Annotated in this window: 15 protein-coding genes and 2 pseudogenes; 8 read left to right on the top strand and 9 right to left on the bottom strand. The window is 60.5% G+C overall.

Annotated elements, in window-relative coordinates:
• Positions 1-4 precede the first annotated feature (4 nt).
• From AC1Q7F_RS08670 to AC1Q7F_RS08655, 4 genes are all read left to right on the top strand, one after another.
• On the top strand, positions 5-475 hold the full coding sequence (locus AC1Q7F_RS08670; RefSeq protein ID WP_492505780.1) for a group I truncated hemoglobin: 471 nt from the start codon (positions 5-7) through the stop codon (positions 473-475).
• A gap of 310 nt (positions 476-785) precedes the next feature.
• Positions 786-1,205, top strand: coding sequence for a cupin domain-containing protein (locus AC1Q7F_RS08665; protein ID WP_492505778.1), 420 nt, complete (start codon positions 786-788; stop codon positions 1,203-1,205).
• A 94-nt stretch (positions 1,206-1,299) separates the two neighbouring features.
• The gene (locus tag AC1Q7F_RS08660; RefSeq protein WP_492505776.1) at positions 1,300-1,701 is read left to right on the top strand and encodes a c-type cytochrome; all 402 of its coding nucleotides are present in this window, start codon (positions 1,300-1,302) and stop codon (positions 1,699-1,701) included.
• 45 nt (positions 1,702-1,746) lie between these two features.
• A complete protein-coding gene (locus AC1Q7F_RS08655; RefSeq protein ID WP_492505775.1) occupies positions 1,747-2,307 on the top strand; it encodes an RNA polymerase sigma factor in 561 nt (186 codons plus the stop codon).
• A gap of 1 nt (position 2,308) precedes the next feature.
• On the opposite strand, the gene AC1Q7F_RS08650 is transcribed toward AC1Q7F_RS08655, so the two are convergent.
• The 5 genes and pseudogenes from AC1Q7F_RS08650 to AC1Q7F_RS08630 form a co-directional block, all read right to left on the bottom strand.
• The gene (locus AC1Q7F_RS08650) at positions 2,309-2,647 is read right to left on the bottom strand and encodes a cupredoxin domain-containing protein (protein WP_492505773.1); all 339 of its coding nucleotides are present in this window, start codon (positions 2,645-2,647) and stop codon (positions 2,309-2,311) included.
• Positions 2,648-2,927: 280 nt separating this feature from the next.
• Positions 2,928-4,634 carry a GMC oxidoreductase gene (locus AC1Q7F_RS08645; protein WP_492505771.1) on the bottom strand — a complete coding sequence of 569 codons (1,707 nt, stop codon included), beginning with the start codon at positions 4,632-4,634 and terminating at the stop codon, positions 2,928-2,930.
• Positions 4,634-5,167 carry a gluconate 2-dehydrogenase subunit 3 family protein gene (locus AC1Q7F_RS08640; protein WP_492505769.1) on the bottom strand — a complete coding sequence of 178 codons (534 nt, stop codon included), beginning with the start codon at positions 5,165-5,167 and terminating at the stop codon, positions 4,634-4,636. Before AC1Q7F_RS08640 ends, AC1Q7F_RS08645 begins: the two co-directional genes overlap by 1 nt.
• Positions 5,168-5,175: 8 nt before the next feature.
• Positions 5,176-6,456 (bottom strand): 3-keto-disaccharide hydrolase, encoded by a 1,281-nt coding sequence (locus AC1Q7F_RS08635; protein WP_492505767.1) that lies wholly within the window; start codon positions 6,454-6,456, stop codon positions 5,176-5,178.
• A 105-nt stretch (positions 6,457-6,561) separates the two neighbouring features.
• Positions 6,562-7,257 (bottom strand): annotated as a pseudogene (locus AC1Q7F_RS08630) (ATP-binding protein); the annotation flags it as partial.
• Positions 7,258-7,760: 503 nt separating this feature from the next.
• Between AC1Q7F_RS08630 and AC1Q7F_RS08625 the strand changes: the two are divergent.
• From AC1Q7F_RS08625 to AC1Q7F_RS08610, 4 genes are read left to right on the top strand one after another with little or no spacing between them, the layout of a single operon-like run.
• Positions 7,761-8,258: a TnsA endonuclease N-terminal domain-containing protein gene (locus AC1Q7F_RS08625; protein ID WP_492505765.1), complete on the top strand. Its 498-nt coding sequence runs from the start codon at positions 7,761-7,763 to the stop codon at positions 8,256-8,258.
• A gap of 2 nt (positions 8,259-8,260) precedes the next feature.
• Positions 8,261-10,201, top strand: coding sequence for a transposase (locus tag AC1Q7F_RS08620; RefSeq protein WP_492505763.1), 1,941 nt, complete (start codon positions 8,261-8,263; stop codon positions 10,199-10,201).
• Positions 10,198-11,109, top strand: a complete 912-nt coding sequence (locus AC1Q7F_RS08615) for a TniB family NTP-binding protein (protein WP_492505761.1) — start codon at positions 10,198-10,200, stop codon at positions 11,107-11,109. Before AC1Q7F_RS08620 ends, AC1Q7F_RS08615 begins: the two co-directional genes overlap by 4 nt.
• A gap of 5 nt (positions 11,110-11,114) precedes the next feature.
• Entirely contained in the window at positions 11,115-12,299 is a 1,185-nt protein-coding gene (locus tag AC1Q7F_RS08610) for a TniQ family protein (RefSeq protein ID WP_492505759.1), read from the top strand.
• Between the two features lie 225 nt (positions 12,300-12,524).
• On the opposite strand, the gene AC1Q7F_RS08605 is transcribed toward AC1Q7F_RS08610, so the two are convergent.
• From AC1Q7F_RS08605 to AC1Q7F_RS08590, 4 genes and pseudogenes are all read right to left on the bottom strand, one after another.
• Positions 12,525-12,995 (bottom strand): hypothetical protein, encoded by a 471-nt coding sequence (locus tag AC1Q7F_RS08605; RefSeq protein ID WP_492505757.1) that lies wholly within the window; start codon positions 12,993-12,995, stop codon positions 12,525-12,527.
• 510 nt (positions 12,996-13,505) lie between these two features.
• Positions 13,506-15,431 (bottom strand): hypothetical protein, encoded by a 1,926-nt coding sequence (locus AC1Q7F_RS08600; RefSeq protein ID WP_492505755.1) that lies wholly within the window; start codon positions 15,429-15,431, stop codon positions 13,506-13,508.
• Between the two features lie 1,008 nt (positions 15,432-16,439).
• Positions 16,440-16,685: pseudogene (locus AC1Q7F_RS08595) on the bottom strand (transposase); the annotation flags it as partial.
• 52 nt (positions 16,686-16,737) lie between these two features.
• Complete coding sequence (locus AC1Q7F_RS08590) at positions 16,738-17,100, bottom strand: helix-turn-helix transcriptional regulator (protein WP_492505753.1); 363 nt, start codon at positions 17,098-17,100, stop codon at positions 16,738-16,740.
• Positions 17,101-17,104: the final 4 nt, after the last annotated feature.

Here is a 17,104-nt window from a genome sequence, read left to right as displayed (position 1 = left end):
TACTATGAAGATCGCAAAGATTCTTATGCTGGCGCTGGTGGGAACCGGTCTGGTCGGCACGACTGCGTTCACTGTGCCTGCATATGCGCAAACGATGGACACTGCGGCGTTCGAAGCATTCGGGGGCAAGGAAGGTATCGACAAGGTCGTTGCCGATTTTGTTCCCCTGATCTTCAATAATCCGCATATTGGGCCCTTTTTTAAGGACAGCAACCCAGAAAGGCTGCGCAAAATGCTGGCCGAGCAGTTCTGTGTCGAATTGTCGGGCCCCTGCAAATATACTGGTCAGGACATGAAACAGGTTCATGCCCGCTTTGATATTCGCCGCGAGCATTTCAATGTTCTGGTGGAAGAGTTGCAGGTTGCCATGAACCGGCAGAATGTTCCGTTCTGGGCGCAGGGCAAGTTGCTGGCTCGCCTCGCGCCGATGTACCGGGACATCACCGACAATGGTGACAAGGTCACCGGCCGGTGACGGCAGCAGATCCGGGGTGGTTGGCCGGTCTGGCGGTGGCTGAGTTGCATGCCTCTTTCGATATTCGCCGCGACCACCCTGGTTTGTTGCCACTTGCTGCCGTTGACGCACAATTTAGCCAATGGGCGGTGAGACAGGGACGGGACGTAGATTGTGAGAATTGTTACGATGGTGGGAGCTACCATGCCGATAAGGTGCCGGACCCGTGACGGATGACGTAAAGAAACAGCGTGCACTACTCGCTGGCTTGGCTGTTCTGGCGACTGAGCCGGTTACGGCAGAGTTGGATTCTGCGGCTAACGGATGGGGAATGGTGTTCGGCACCCTGGCAGAGACTCTGCCACCTGTGCCGCCGCCAGATGGTAGCTGGGAACGTCTAGAGGCAAGGTTACCTTCGGCGCCACCCGGATTGCAGACTATGGTGGGTGTCATGGATGGCCCATGGGAACCTGCGGGACCCGGTGTGTCTCGTCGTGTGTTGCTGCGGGCACCGGATGGTGACCCATTAGCGTTTCTGATGCGGGTGGAACCGGGCGGCTGCGTGCCGGCCCATCCACATGGTCGTCGTGAGGAATGCATGCTGATCCAAGGCGATGTCCGGATCGCCGGGGCCGACCTTCGGCCCGGCGATTTTCTGGTTGCTGACTCTGGCAGCATCCATGCTGAAATGACAACCCAGGGCGGAATGCTTGCCTATATTCGCTACCTGGATCTTTCCATCGCTGCCTAACCGTCCGGTCTGCTGGGTCCTTTCCAATGATGTTTCCGGTTCGTCCCCTGTTGCGGCCGGGGACGTTCTTTCACCCTGATCGAATGGATCGACGATGTTTTTTTGCTTGGCTTTGGTCGCCCCGTTGTTCGCCGCGGCTGCGCTTTTTCAGGTTCATCCAGCCATGGCAGCGGAGGGCGATCCGATTGCCGGGGCACACGCCTATCAGCAGCGCTGCGCTGCCTGCCATATGCTCGACGCTGACCGCGTGGGCCCGCGTCATCGTGGCGTCGTAGGGCGCAAGGCCGGCTCGGTTGCAAACTTCGCCTATTCACCCGCTTTGCGAGATGCCAATGTCATATGGGATACCGTGAATCTTGACCGCTGGTTGGCTGACCCGCAAGCTGTGATACCGGGACAGCGCATGAATGTGTTGACGCGCGATGCCAAAGTCCGCGCCGACATCATTGCCTACCTGTTGGCGCAGCCTTCAAGGCCCGCCGCTGGCGCACAGTAATCAGTATGGTCGGACGAATGCACAAGCATGGCAGGGGCGCCGGAATTGGACAAAGCCGCGCTAGTACGTGACTTGCTGGTGAAGGTTGGGCGCGAGGCAGACCGGGATGCATTCCGCCAGCTTCATGCGCTGACGGCACCGCATATCTATGCGCTGTGCCTCCGCCTCTTGCGTGTTCAGCATCAGGCCGAGGAAGCCATGCAGGAGGGGTTCCTCCAGATCTGGCGTAAGGCCGGATATTATGATCCCGACCTGGGGCCGGCCCTGCCTTGGATGCTGATGGTCTGTCGCAACCGTGCAATCAGCATGATGAGGTTGCTGCCGCCACCTGCGCTCGATATCGACGATCAACCCAACCTAGCCGATGAGGCCAGCCCGCAGGTCGATCAGGTCGTCAGCAATTTGAAAGTGGGCGCGGCCGTTCGCGCCGCCTTGTTATCCCTTCCCGATAATCCCCGGCGGGCCCTGGAACTCGCCTTTTTCGATGGGCTGGAACACCAGGCGGTGGCTGCCCGGATGGGAGTACCGCTGGGCACAGCGAAAAGCTGGATACGCCGAGCCCTGATCAGCCTGCGACAGCATCTACCACCTGAATACCAGCCCTGATCTATTCCTGAACCGTTATCGCGACTTCCATGCGCGGGTGGATGTCGCAACTGACAATCACCGTGCCTGCCTTGGTAAAGGTCATCATATTCTCGGTGCCGGGTGGTTGAAGGTCTAGATCGAACGGAAATTGCGGTGTGTGCGATACGACATGATGGGCGATGGCATCATCATTTCGGAAAATAACAGTATCACCAGCCTTCACAGTCAACGTCGTCGGTCCGAACTGCCTGTTCTGCTGGGTGACCAGATGCGTCGCTTGCGCTGAAACGTCACCACCCTGCATCAGCAAGGGTAAGGCGACAGCCAGAACAGTCAGGTAATGGAAGGCGCGGAGCATTGGGGCTCTCCTGGAAGATTGCAGTGTATGCGATACGCTTCAGCGAACTGATCAGATGCGGTCAGTCGGCAAAATTCCCCAGATCCTCTATAAAGCGGTGCATCGTCACAAACATCCCTCACCACCAGAATGATTGAAAGCCGACGGCAGTCCAGCCCTCAGCCCCGTTCAGGGAATAGTTGCAGGACAGTCTCGACACAGGCGCCAAATACCTGTTTCACAATGTTGTGCCGCTCCACCCATTCAGTGCCCCACCCTCATCCAATCCGAAACCGCCCCCTCAGATCAGCCCTTCCTTCAGCAACTCCACCGCATGGTTCGCCGCCCGCGCCGTCAGGGCCATGTAGGTCAAGGACGGGTTCTGGGTGCCGGTCGACGCCATGCAGGCGCCATCGGTGACGAACAGGTTGGGCACCTCATGCGCCTGGTTCCAGCCGTTGAGGACGGAGCTGGCCGGGTCGCGGCCCATGCGGGCGGTGCCCATCTCGTGGGTCTTGGCACCCACGGGCGTGTCGAAGCGGGCATAGGGGGTGACATCCTCGCACCCGCCGGCGCGCAGGATCTCCGCCGCCTCGTCCCGCGCCCGGGCGATCATGGCCTTTTCGTTGGCGCGGAGCGTGCAGTCCAGATGCGCCAGCGGGATGCCCCAGCGGTCCTTCTTGTTGGGATGCAGGGTGAGGCGGTTGTCGGGGTGGGGCAGCATCTCCCCGAAGACGGTCAGGTGCATGTGCCACGCACCATGCGTCAGGGCTGCCTGCTTGGCCGCCACCCCCATTCCCGGTCCCTGCCCCGCCCCCGCCAGCGGCCGGCCGCGCCCTGCCCCGCCCTGGAAGCCGAAGCCGCGCAGGAAATCGTCGCCCGGCTTCTGCGCCCGGCTGCGGTAATTGGGGACATAGATGTCGTTGGGTCGCCGGCCGAACTCGTACCGGTCCAGCAGCCCCGGCACCCGGCCGGATGCCCCGGCCCCGCCGACATGGTCCATGACATACCGGCCCAGCGCATCGGACCCGTTGGCCAGCCCCCGCGGATTCGCCTCGCTCCTTGAATTCAGCAGGATATGGGCGGACGCAATGGTGGATGCGCACAGGAAGACGATGCGCGCCCGGTGGGTGCTGGTCTCCATGCTGTTGGCATCGATCACCCGCACGCCGGTGACGCGGCCCGTGGCCGGGTCGTGCTCCAGGCTGTGGCAGATGCGGTTGGTCAGGATGGTCAGGTTGCCGGTGTTGCGCGCGGCCGGCAGGGTGGCCGACAGGCTGCTGAAATAGGCGCCATAGGAACAGCCGCGGGTGCAATGCGACCGCGCCTGGCAACGGCCGCGCCCCAGCGCCTCCTGCTGCGCCGTTGGTTGGGTCATGTTGGCGGTGCGGCCGATGATCATATGCACGCCGGGCATGGTGCGTTTCAGGGTGCGGGCGACCTGCTTTTCCGCGCAATTCATCTCGAAGGGCGGCTGGAAGATGCCGTCGGGCAGTTCCTCCAGCCCCTCCATCGACCCGGAAATGCCGGCAAACCGTTCGACATGGTCGTACCAGGGCGCCAGATCGGCATAGCGAATGGGCCAGTCCACCCCGTGCCCGTCGCGCTGGTTGGCGGTGAAATCCGCCTCCCCCCAGCGATAGGATTGCCGGTACCAGGTCAGCGACCGCCCGCCCAACTGATAGCCCCGCGTCCAGATGAAGGGCCGATCCTCGGGATGGGAGAAAGGATAGGTCTTGGTATCGGCGAAGAATTGCAGATGCTGCATCTTGTAGATCCAGTCACCCTTGTCCTTCAGATACTGCCAGCCATTGGCGGCATAGCTTTCCGGCACCAGATTGCGGAACTCGATCTCCCACGGTGCCTGGAAATCGGTGTATTCCGGCCCCGCATGCTCGACAGGACGCCCGCGCTCAATCACCAGGGTCTTCAACCCCTTCTCGCACAGTTCCTTGGCCGCCCAGCCACCGGTGATGCCAGAGCCTACGACGATCGCATCCCATTCCATCAGCGCCGCTCCTCCACCAGCCGCCGGTATTTGGCCTTCGACAGGTCGCCGCGATAATCCCCCGGCACCGCCACATAATCGGGATCGGCCCCCTGGCTGGTGAAATAGGCGTACCAGATCAATTGCTTCAGCCGGCGCCAGCCCTGATCCTCCGGCCGCTGGCCGTTGAAGGCGGCGATGTCGATGCCGGTCAGCAAAGCCACCCGCTCCGCCGGTGCCAGGGCCAGGAACGGCCTAGGACCCTTGGCATCGATGCCGGCCAGGATGGCGCGAAACCGGGTCCGGGTTTCCGCCGATGCCCAATCCAGCATCAGCGCATCGATGACCCCATGAACATTGGCTGCCCCGGCGCCGGGCGTGTCGGTAGCGGGGATCATGATCTCCGCCAATTCCGCCAGCAGCGCCATCTCCGCTGCGGTGAAGAAACGGCCGACAGGCCCCATCGTGCCCACATAGGTCCAGGCGGGAAGTGCGGTCGCCGCCCCGCCGACCAGGGCGATGGCGGTCAGCAGGGCCTGTCGCCGGTTCATCATGTGGGCGCTCACAACGGACGGATGCGGATGGACCGGAACGACAGGCGGCCCGTACCGGGGCGCAGCAGCACCGGCCCCGATGCCGGCAGGCCGAAGCCGGCCCGGCTGCCCGCCACCAGCTTCGACCCGTTCAGCCAATGTTCGACCCGGTCACCCTGGACCAGGATGCGCACGCGGTTCCAATGGCCGGCCGGCTTCATGCTGGGCTTGTCCGGATTGGGATCGGTCAGGTTGCGGGCCGGCGCCTTGCCATCCAGGCTGCCGCTGGCCATCTCCCCCTGCCCTTGCGGCCCCTGGGCCAGACGATAGAGCGCGCTTCCCAGGTAACCGACGGCCCCGTCCGCCCCCTCCATGGCCTGCACGTCCAGTTCCAGATCGAAATCGCCGAACCGGTCGGCGCTGACGACGGGTCCCTCCGCGTGCTCGCGGATGATCGCGCCATCGGCGATGGACCAGCCCTTGCCCGACAGGCCGGACCAGCCGCCCGTGCCCTTGCCATCCCACAGCAGCCGCCAACCCAGGGCCGCGCGCTCCGGCGTCAGGTGGTTGGCGATGAAATCCTGTTCGTCGCTGGCATCCAGCGGGCGGCGGCGATAGCGGCCGGGATCGTCGGTGATGACCCGCAGATCCTTGAACCGCACCTCCAGCCCGGCATTGGCCGGATCTGGCCCGATATCATGCACCTGCAGCCCGAAAAACCCGCGCGGCGTCATGTCGTCCACGACATTGGCGGCGGGCATTCCGTTCAGCCAGGTGCGGATGCGGGTGCCGATGGCCTCCACCCTAATATGGTTCCAGTCGCCGGACCTGAAGCTGGCCTGGGTGTCCGGCCGATGCGCGGGCGTGGCCAGCCATAACCGCCGCTGCTCATCATAAATCCCGCCGGTCCAGCGCCGCGCGGCATGGTCGATCTCCACCTGATAACCATGGACGACGCCATCGCGGTATTCCGGCCTGGATTGCGACCGGATCATGATGCCGGAATTCAGGCGCGGATCGGTCTTCACCTGGAATTCCAGGATGAAATCATCGAACAGTTCGTCGCTGACCAGGAAACTGTTGCGGGATTTCTCCACCGAGGTCCCGATGATCTCCCCCTTCACCAGCCGGTAGGGCGCATGCCCGCCCAGCCGCCGCCAGCCGGGGATGGACCCGTCCGGAGACGGTGCCGCCGGGATCAGCGACCGCCAGGGCGGCGGGCTGGACGCACGGGCACCGGGCGTGAGCGGCAAGGCGGCGGCACCGGCCAGCAGGGCCAGGGATGCGCGCCGGGAAAGGGGCTTCGCCATCGTGGATCCTCCCGAACAACTTAGGTCCGGGCTTGATTGGGATGCCCGGTTGGCGTCTTTGTGACAACCTTGTCATAACTGATTTGCCGGGAGAAGGAAAGCCCGCTACCGCCCCGGCGCCACCCGGCGATAGGACAGCGCTTCGGCCACATGCAGGCGGCGCACGCCGTCCGCCCCTTCCATATCGGCCAAGGTACGGGCCACGCGCAGGACGCGGTGATAGCCGCGGGCCGACAGTTTCAGCCGCTCCGCCGCCTCGGTCAGCAATTGCCGCCCTGGGGCGTCCGGGCCTGCCACCTTCTCCAATATCTCGCCATCGGCCTCGGCATTGGTGCGAATGGGCGGGTGGCCGGGGGGCAGCAGGCCGGCATAGCGGGCCCGCTGCCGGTCGCGGGCATCGGCCACCCGGGCTGCCACTTCCGCCGTGCCCTCACGCGGGGGTGGCAGCGACAGGTCGGCGGCGCTGACCGCCGGCACGTCGACATGCAGGTCGATACGGTCGAACAGCGGCCCGCTGATCTTCGACTGATAGTCCGACGCGCATTTCGGCGCGCGGCCGCAGGCCAGGGCGGCATCGTCCAGATGGCCACAGCGGCAGGGATTCATCGCCGCCACCAGCTGGAACCGCGCCGGATAGGTGACATGATGGTTGGCGCGGCTGACCGTGGCGCGGCCCGTCTCCAGCGGCTGGCGCAGCGCCTCCAGGCTGCCGCGGGCGAATTCGGGCAACTCGTCCAGGAACAGCACGCCGTGATGGGCCAGGCTGATCTCCCCCGGCCGGGCGCGGGTGCCGCTGTCAAGTTCATCATTTTTTCTGACTCACAATGGCATAAAAGGGTTATTTTCTATCACCTAAATAGCAGACTAGATCGCTAATTTATCAGACTAGTTTGTTTATTTCACAAAATAATCAGATTCATTGCCAACCTCCTTCCGATGCCTGCCGGTGCATCGTTGGATACAATCCATACCTAGCCGTCCGGTGTAGGTAAGCCAGCGGCGCTGGATCATTTTTGTTCGTGCCCCAGATAAAGGGCCTCCAAATGGCAGGTACCAGGGCCTCCCTTACACATCAAGTTGCTGGCATTTAATCAGAATTGCTCCATGGTATCGCTTCCCATTTGCTTCTGTTTCTCTATCATCGACCCAGGAGGTAAAAGGAGTCTGCCGTGGTTCGACGTAGAAAAGTCGGTCCAAACGCTAGAAGTTACACCGGCCGACATATTGGAGCTGACGGTGGAACTGTCCGCTTTGAATCCAAGCTTGAGCGTGACTTTCTTATTTTGCTCCGTTTTAGGCGGGACGTGGTCGAAGTCACCGAGCAGCCGTTTACCCTGACCTTCCAGGACAGCCGGGGTCGCCAGCGATCCTACACGCCCGACTTCCTAGTCCGATTCGAGCACAAGGTGTCGATCTACGAAGTCAAATTTCGGGATGAGTTGCGCCAGAACTGGGCGCGGTACCAGGAGCCGTATCAATACGCCCGATGCTGGGCGAAGGCGAACGGCTATAGGTTCCGGATTATGACTGATCGGGTCATCCGCGGAATTCGCTTAGAGAACTTCCGATTGCTCGAGGCCCATCTCGATCACCCCGCAGACCCTGGCGAGGCAGCAGTCATCCTTGCCGAACTGCGCAACGGTGCCTGGACAGTCGGCGAACTCACGAAGGCCATCCACCCAGAGCCACGGGACCGCGGCTTGTTCTGGCAGACCTTCTGGCGCCTGCTAGCAAACGGCCAGATACGAGGCGATTTCGACCGGCCGATCGGCATGGAATTTGTGATCTGGATAGGAGGCTGACCGTGGCGGACGACCAGCGAGTCCCAGAGGTGGCTGGGTGGTTCCAGCCAGAGCCGAACGCGGTAGTGGACCTGGGCGGCAGGCCCGGCATCATTGTTCTGATCTCGTCCCTAACGACAGTTCTGGTCGAGGATACCGAAACGAAGGCGCGGTTCACCCGATCGGTACACGAGCTCATGCCGTGGCAGGGCGAAAGACCCGAACCGGCTCTAATTCCTCCAGACCTGACCTCACTCGATCCCATGCGCCTAGCTGAGGGACGGCGTCGGCTCGCAGTCATGATCGAGTTAGACGGACTTAAAGATCGGTCCCGGCCCGTCGTGGCAGAGTTTGCGGAGCAACTCGGTATCAGCACCGGGCACCTCTATGCGCTCTATTCAAAATGGCGGAGGGGGTATGGACTGATCGCCCTGATCCCGCACGCCGGCAAGCGCAAAAAGCGGGCGAAGCGCCTCGACCGAACCATATCGTCAATCGTGGAAACGCAAATCGATGAGCTCTACCTAGGCAGGGGCGAGCCTTTGAAGGAAATCGTTCACGCCGTAAGGGTGATCTGCCGCTCCCAAAACCTGAAGCCCCCCTCGCCGACGACTATCCGCGCCCGCATGCTTGAACGCCCCCCTGGTGAAGTGATACGCGCTCGGGAGGGGCCTGCCGCTGCCCGCAAAGCGGGCCGCTATGTGGAAGGCCCGGGAGAGGAACCGGTCTTCCCGCTCCAGAGGATTCAGATCGACCACACGGTAGCGGATCTGTTCGTCATAGACCCCGAACACCATGGCTCGGTTGCGCGGCCGATCCTGACCGTGGCAGTCGACGAATTCTCCAGGTGCGTTGTCGGATTTAGGCTTCGCCTCGCCAAGCCATCGACACTATCCGTGGCACTTGCCCTTCATCATGCAGTGTTTCCCAAGACCACGTATTGCAGCCGGCTGGGCATCGAGAGCGGCTGGGAGATGTACGGCAAGCCTGACTGGCTGTTCACGGACAACGCTGCAGAATTCGACAGTGATGGTCTGAGGCTTGGCTGCGAGCAACATAACATCCACCATATCTTTCGCCCACTGCACGCGCCGCATTTCGGAGGCCGGGTGGAGCGGCTCATCGGCACATTGATGGGACGGCTGCGCCTCATACCCGGTGCAACAATGCGGAACATCGAGGAACGGGGCGAGGATTATGACCCGGAGAAGCATGCCGCCTACACGATCGAGGAGGCGGAACGGCGTATCGCCATCATGATCGCGGACATCTACCACCGCGAAAACCACCAAACCCTGAAGATCGCACCTCGCAAGCTCTGGGAGTTCGGTCTGTTCGGGAGTGACGAGGCGCCTGGTCGCGGGCAACTTCCCGCTTTTCCGACCAACTCCGACCGCTTCCTGCTTGATTTCTTACCAGCCAAGCGCCGCACGATCCAGGATTACGGTATCACCATCAATGGGCTGTTTTACAACTGGCCAGTCCTAAAGGGGCTGCGGATGCGCCATGCCCGGGAAAAGTTCATCGTCCGCTTTAACCCTGACGACGTCACGCGCATCTGGGTCTGGGATGCGGAACAATTCGAATACTACGCTATTCCCCTGGCGTCCGGACGTTCGGCCCCGGCACCTCTATGGGAGATCGACCGCGCCATTGCAGCCTTGCGAACCGAGGGATGGGACAGCGAGAATGAGAACTTCATCTTTCGCAAGCTCGAGCAACTACGGCAGGAGGACGATCAAGCAGCGGCGAAGGTCAAGAAGGCCCGGCTCGCCATCGCCCGACGCAATGAAGCGAAACATACTTCCATCTATCTTCCTCCTACGAAGCCCGTTGCGGCCTTGCCCCCACCCGCCGAGGCGTCGGACAAGCCCGTGGCTACCGCCCCAGCCAACGACGACCCGACATCTACCGACGCCCCTCGACGGACCAGGCCCAAGCCGACAGTGGATGGCTGGACATGACACAGTACCCCCATCTCCATCCCTCAACCGTTCCGCTGCTGGACCTCCCCGCCGCCGAGCGGATCACGCGTTGCCAGACGAAGCGCTACGTCAGCTACTACGGTGCCGAGACGGGCCTCACCAGGATGGAGCGCCTCGTGCAGATTCCCAGACAGCAGCGGCCCGAGGGTCTGATCATCGAGGCGCCGACCGGCAACGGGAAATCCTACATTTTGGAGAGGTTTCGCCATCGGCACCCGGCCACGGACAACCCCAAGGGCGACCATGTGGTGGTACCAGTGCTCTTCATCGAGATGCCGGAGGATCCCAGCCTTGTGACGTTTTACGAGGCAATTCTTAATGCTCTGTTCAGCCCTTACAACCCTAGAAGTAAGCCAGCCGAAAAGCGGAAGCAGGCTATAGAGGTGCTGGAGGCTGCGCAGACCCGCATCTTGCTGATAGACGAAGCCCACAATCTCGGCCTTGCTACATTCACCATGAAGATGAAGATTCTGGCCGCGCTGCGGGCCTTCATGAACAACGATCGGCTGATGCTGAGCATCGTCTGCGCTGGCACCAGCGAGGCGAAAGCCGAACTCCAGAGCGACGTGCAACTCCTCAACCGTTTCGACATCCATCAGCTTCCACTGTGGCAGGATGGTGAGAGTTATCGCTCCTTGTTGGCTGGATTCGAGGCCCTACTGCCCCTGAAGCTCCCGTCTGACCTCTGGGACAACGATGACTTGGCCCATATCATCCTCCAGCGTAGTGACCGGATCATCGCCGAGATGTTCAAGATCGTCAGCCGTGCCGCGGTCGCCGCCATCGAAGGGGGCGAGGAACACATCACCCGCAAGGTGCTGGATCGCATCGACTACATGTCGCTCAGCCAGCGGCGAAATCCGGTTTTCGACGTACAGCCGATGTGAATGCCATGCTTTCGGGGAAGTACTGGCCTTACCACCCCAAGCCCCTACCCGACGAGATACTGTCTTCCTGGATCGTGCGGACGGCCCTGGGAAACGGTCTACTCCCTTCCACCTTCTGCCAGATAGAGTTCAATGATCCCCGGCTGCTTGCTCTGGATATAGACCGCACCGAGCGGGCCCATGTGATCACCCGAATGGCCGAGAAGACCGGGACTGCTCAGGATAGCGCGGAACAAACAGTACTCAGATCCCTGCAAGGTGAGCTGGTCGAAGGATGGGCAGCCCACGGTCGGATGCGGTGGCTGCTATATGCCGGCGCCCGTCACCGGCTGAGGCGGTTGGCAGGACCACAATTCTGTCCCCGTTGCTTAGCCGAAGACGAGCGCCCTTACTTCCGCAGATCATGGCGGCTAGCGCTCTACGCCGCTTGCCCACATCACTCCGTCGTGCTGCTCGACCGCTGCCCGGATTGCCAAGCGCCGCTCATGTCCTATAGGTCTGAGCAACTTCATCTTTGCGGATCATGTGGCAGCGATCTCAGGGCGCCAGCAGCCCAACCGGCCGATTTTCCGGCCCTCGTCCTGCATCGGCGGAATGCCGTTGCTCTTGAACGCGGTTGGACAACGCTCTGCGAGACAGACTTCCTGCGCTCCCATCTTTACTTCGACCTGCTCCACCAGATCCTGCGCATGCTCTACACAGGCAAGCGATGCGGCCGCCTACGCGCCGTTATCGCCGACCAATGGGGCGGTGACGATCCTACCCTCCCGTTCCCCCGGCGGGAGTTGGAGGCGTTCTCGCCATCGCACAGGCACAGGCTGCTCGCGCTTGCTGCCCGGCTCTTGGAGGGGTGGCCGTATCGCTTCGTCGGTGCGTGCGCGGAGGCGGGGGTCTGGGAAGCCTATGCCTTATGCGATGTGAAACACGCGCCCTACGCACTGGCAGAGCCAATCCGCAGACATCTCTGTCGCGCCTCCTACGTCCCAGCCGAGGGCGAAGTTCTGGCGGCCATGGCGTTCTTGCGTCGACAGGGGATCGACCCGTCCCAGCAGCGGCTCAGGCCGTACATTGGGTACACCCAGATCGCCAGCAAGCTGCTTGCGGTGGAACATACTATCGGCATCATGCCCCCTGCGATGGTAACCAATACCAGGTGCGACAGTCCCGTCCGACGAGATTCTCACGCTTGAGACGGGTCAGCGTCATCCCCGGCCTCTTCGGGTGAACACCTGCGGGCAGGAGTTGCGACACCTGGGCTGCGAACTCCGCTGCCGTCAACCGCTCTGAATATGCTGCCTTAAGCACCTCAAGGACCTTGGCGCGGTAGGCGCCATGCGTGCCGGCTTCCGGATGGTGAGTCGAGGCTCCCGGCATGATGGTCCTCCTTCGTCGATTGCCAACATGTATGGAATGAATTATTCCGCAATTCCATAGAGAACGGAATGCGAAGAACCGGGAGCTGCTGGAAAGATGTCGGCTCTCGAAACGATGGACCGGAGGCGGATGACGCCCTGCGGGCGCGTGCCGAAGACCTCCGGAGGGTTCTTGGCCTGATGGAAACGGATTTTGCTTGGCGGATTGGGAAATATGCGCAGCCCACGTATTCCAACTTTCTGCATGGTCGGCGACCATCGAAGGGCATCCGCGAGGGGCTCGAGCGATTGTTCGCTAGTCACCATAACGACCTCCAGGCCAACTTCCCATAGCATGCCAAGAAGGCGCTGTCGGCTTCTCCCGACAGCGCCATTGAGAAGGCACTCCGCAATCTGGCTGAAGCAGCGCAGGGCGACGAGGAGTTGATCATCCGAACATTGGAAGTGGCTGCTGCCGTCCTGAAATTGGTCAAGCGAGGAATGGAATGATTTATCCCGTAAAGGATCGGCCATGCGCCTCCCCTCTTTGGCAAGGGCATTCCATCGTGACGGGGATCGAAACCGCCTGCCAGTTCCTCCAATGGACCTACAAAATCAAGCGGATCGACGGGGCACTTATCCCTGAAAGATCGATCCGCTTGTTGCTTCGTCGCCAACTGGGAGGTGCCTGGAGCGCCTTAGATTACGTCATTGACGTTGTTTCGCGGATGGACCTTCGAGCCGCGGTCGAAATACAGGATGCTGCCAGGAGAACGGCCAGCGAAGCTAGGGACCGCAGTGCCCGATACGCAATCGCGACCGAAATCTGTCTGCCCGGTCAAATGGTCGCGAATATGCGGAGTTGCATGGCCGCCGGGACGGTTCTGGCAGAACGTCCGGTCCAGCGGATTATCGACGCGGCCCTGAAACCGGAGGGCTCATACATAACGGCAGGCATTCTGCTGCGCCGCGTAGCGGTATACGGAGTTCCCGAGAGAACTGTCTGGGAACATCTCAAGGCACTGATGGCGACCGGTCACGTGTTCACGGATCTGCGTCTTCCTTTTGGACCGGCGACCCTTCTTCAGTCGAGGTTACCCCATCTTGACCTTGAACGCCGACATGCCATCCTAGAGAAGAAAGCACCGCTTCTGCATAAGCTGCCGCCGTGGTCGCACTGTGCGCGATGGCATAGCATGAGAGATCGCCCAAGCTGTCTCTGACGGAGACGGGGATCGCTGATACTTTAGAGGCGTTGTTCCACAGCGAATATCTGCGCCGAGCGATATTAAGGACATCCTCGGCCTGCTGCTCGCTGATCGGGCGTCCCCGTTCATGCATTAGTACCATCATGGCGCTGGTTCCCGTCTCGCCTTCCTCCCGTTCTATATCGAACAGATAGGCGTATCGACCCCTGTAAACGAGTTCAGCCGCAAAAAAAGCCCGGCGGCGACCCGACTTCAGCAGGTGCCAGGACCTACCGTCGGGCATACCGCCGTAACTGTGACCGTTGACGTTGACGACGTGTTGTCCGATCTCTAATGCCTTTACCACGACACTACGGGCGTTGAGCGCGTCCAAGATCAGGGCGAAGGTCTCTCCGCCGGCGCTCAGGAAGTCCTGTGCAGGCAGTGCTTGGGCAGGTGCGCACGGGTCGTTCAGTGGTGCGACCTGCTTCACTCTGCCCACCCCCGTTCCAGCCTGAGACAGTGGGCCAGTTGCAAACCGGTCAGCAGGGACTCCTTCATCTGTGCGATGAGTAGGAGAAGAAAAAGCTGGTCTTTCCACTGGTTTGCGCTTGATTTTCACCCGCGCCAGATAGGAAAACCGTCTCGCCAACGATCCTCCGCGCACTGTCCAGGTACCCGCCAAGGGGTCCGGTCGCTCAGATGAAGTCAGCGACGCGTCGTCGGTAGGCTGCGCATGTCTGTGCGGGACTACACCCTCTTGCGTCCCGCCGCCCGCCCCTTTGATGGTCTGTTCGATTTCAATATTCAACGCGCGAAACGGGAACGGCGCGGAGCATGTCGATATCTGAAGCGCCAAGAACCGGCAGCGCGGACCATCCGGCGTCTGCACACCAAAACGTCGGCCGAACGCCGTTAGCCGCGTCCCCCCCGCAAACGGAAATTCAAAGCTGGGCTCGGGCGGTGTCCCGTTATGCCATGCCAACTTCAATGATCCATGGACTCTGGCAAACATGCGCCGACACGCGTCGTTAGGCTCAGAAGCAGCGAACCGCGCGACGACGGCCGCATCCCCATCACAGAGAGGCCGGCGGAGTCGGACGCAGAAAACTCCTCTCCTCTTATCCAGCCAACGACTCTCGCCGGGGTCGAAGAAATTGCCGCCCTTGGCAGTCAACCCTCCGCCGAAAACCGCCTGCGCAAGGTCGGTCGACGGACAGCCGTAAAATTGAATTAAGGCATAAGCCGGTATCAAGAGGCCATACGGGTCGCCGTCCACCTCGACTGCGACGAGCCGGGTGTAGGCAGTGCCCGGGCCGAATGCGTGGACGCCGTACGGGATGATGTTGTTCCCGATTTTGACTGTGCTGCCGTTCACACACTTAGCGAGAGCCGGGGATCCCAGCAGAAGTTCGCGTACGGTGCCGCCATTGATTATAAGCCGCCGATCAAAGTAATCCAGGCCAGCGAAAGTCGATTCCTCGAGTTGTCCGTCTGCCCAAATAGATCCAATCAACAACCAAGGAGTCGCTCCAACCGTGGTAGAGAACTGGATTGTAGTCCTTCCGCCGGCAGATAATCTGCCGAAAATGACACGAAGCTTTGGATCGAAAGAATCCTTCGGATTCGGAAAAAATTCTGTACAAGACATCAACATCCACCCGGGACCATTCAGCTCACGGAAGCTCGGTGGTCTTTTAGCAATGTAAGCTTCTGCTTTGTTCAGATTCAGTGGATCTTGGGCGATTATCTGTTCGGTGATCGAATGTGAGAGCGTCCTCATCGGCGGACACTCTTCAGCAACTTTCGAGCGATCTCCCCTGATGCATATAAAAGCATTAGAGGAACGGCCGGTGCGAGCTCGGTGGGAAAGCGGTCAGGGTAATTCTGGCTCGCCGGATCCACGATCCGAACGACTAGAACATGATCGGCATTGGTGTTTCGTTCGATTTTTTGGTTTGACCTCTGCAACACCCATGCGGCGTCTCTGACTAAGCCCACACGACATGATGTTATTTGAGTTGGAGGTTTCCTAGTAGACATGAGTCTCCCATCCGCCGACATAGTCGGCGCTTGACAAGAATCGCGATGTAGGAGAATCTGCCGGTGCTAAGTCAGCAAGTTCTCCTAGAGGGAATGTAAGTTGGAAACGGCGATCGGACGGCAATCCGGTCGCCGTTTTTCTATTTTCGCTCCACAAAGGTTTGGTCTCGACCGGCCTGACGGGCCGGTCGAGACCATTCCAATCGCGATCACCCCATAATTTCAAGAAAAAATTGCCGGATAGGAAGGCAGATTTAGATTCTTATAGATCGGATGGCATCCTTGTCTAACTTATTTTTATTGACATCGCGAATTGTTAGCATTTTTCGTCACAATTTACGACGGATATTACGTCACTTTGCTCTGGAAGCCGCTGATAATGAACCAGCACATGGTCGAGTTCTGCTCGGCACAAGTGTTTTATGCAATGCCTAATGCCCCCACGGATTGATGATTCGGCCGATCGCAAACGTGGCGCCACCATCAATTATGGGGGATAATGATTCTTGCGTTCTTTTATTTAGTGTAAATCTTATGGTTCACCTATCCGCTGTTCATAGGGATTTGGGGACGAGATGCCGTGTTGGTTGGTTCGGCCGGCTGATCCGGCTTTTCCTCCTGGCCTACTGGCGTGATATCGCGCTGGTGTATCTAGATCTGGTGAAGAGGAATCAGTGCTTCCAAGATGAGAACCTCTCGTCGAGGCGCTTAGGCTCTGCGTATCCGGTTGGGTAAGTCATTGCCCGGCGGCCAGCGCCTGCAATATCCGGTGCCAGTACTTGCGGCCAGACCAGCGGTTGAAACGATTGTAAACCGTGGTCGGCGGGCCATATTCGGGCGGACAGTCCTTCCAACGGCAGCCGCTCTTGAATACATGAATAATCCCGCTGATGATCCGGCGGTCATCAACACGCAGCGCACCAACGGTATGGCGGGGTAGGTGTGGCTCAATCGCTGACCAAGCATCATCCGAAAGCCAGAAAATTTCTCGCAATCCGACCTCCAACGCATCAACGACGCCTTGGAATCATATTTCAGCCGTAACTTCAATGCTCTGTTCTGGTTCTGACCCTAGTGCTTAGGAGAAGTTCGGCGTGGCCAAGCACGAGGGCCACGTCCTCAGGCGCAAGGCGCCGCAGAATTTCCACCAATCTCGTCTCCGACCGCAACCGATCCGGATCAGGATCGCCGGCAGATGGTTCGGGCAGGAAGAACGACATCGGCCGGTTCAGAACGCCGGCGATTCGCATCAGCGTGAGCAGGGTGGGTGCTTTGGTCCCCGTCTCCAGATAGCTGACGGTCCTGGTCGCTTGGTCAATGGCGGAGGCGAGCTGCTCTTGGGTCATCCCCCGAGCATCCCGCGCGGCCCTCACCCGAGCACCGATACTTCGTTTCCAGTTCGCGTCCATGACA

The organism is Niveispirillum sp. GW835-FHT14G11 (genome assembly GCF_058793615.1).
This window is presented reverse-complemented; position numbering and strand designations above follow the sequence as displayed.

Coding starts and splice junctions, on each gene's coding strand:
- AC1Q7F_RS08615 (WP_492505761.1), top strand. CDS start 10,198: ATGACACAGTACCCCCATCTCCATCCCTCAACCGTTCCGCTGCTGGAC.
- AC1Q7F_RS08660 (WP_492505776.1), top strand. CDS start 1,300: ATGTTTTTTTGCTTGGCTTTGGTCGCCCCGTTGTTCGCCGCGGCTGCG.
- AC1Q7F_RS08650 (WP_492505773.1), bottom strand. CDS start 2,647: ATGCTCCGCGCCTTCCATTACCTGACTGTTCTGGCTGTCGCCTTACCC.
- AC1Q7F_RS08665 (WP_492505778.1), top strand. CDS start 786: ATGGTGTTCGGCACCCTGGCAGAGACTCTGCCACCTGTGCCGCCGCCA.
- AC1Q7F_RS08600 (WP_492505755.1), bottom strand. CDS start 15,431: ATGAGGACGCTCTCACATTCGATCACCGAACAGATAATCGCCCAAGAT.
- AC1Q7F_RS08610 (WP_492505759.1), top strand. CDS start 11,115: ATGCTTTCGGGGAAGTACTGGCCTTACCACCCCAAGCCCCTACCCGAC.
- AC1Q7F_RS08640 (WP_492505769.1), bottom strand. CDS start 5,167: ATGATGAACCGGCGACAGGCCCTGCTGACCGCCATCGCCCTGGTCGGC.
- AC1Q7F_RS08590 (WP_492505753.1), bottom strand. CDS start 17,100: ATGGACGCGAACTGGAAACGAAGTATCGGTGCTCGGGTGAGGGCCGCG.
- AC1Q7F_RS08605 (WP_492505757.1), bottom strand. CDS start 12,995: ATGGCCGATCCTTTACGGGATAAATCATTCCATTCCTCGCTTGACCAA.
- AC1Q7F_RS08635 (WP_492505767.1), bottom strand. CDS start 6,456: ATGGCGAAGCCCCTTTCCCGGCGCGCATCCCTGGCCCTGCTGGCCGGT.
- AC1Q7F_RS08670 (WP_492505780.1), top strand. CDS start 5: ATGAAGATCGCAAAGATTCTTATGCTGGCGCTGGTGGGAACCGGTCTG.
- AC1Q7F_RS08645 (WP_492505771.1), bottom strand. CDS start 4,634: ATGGAATGGGATGCGATCGTCGTAGGCTCTGGCATCACCGGTGGCTGG.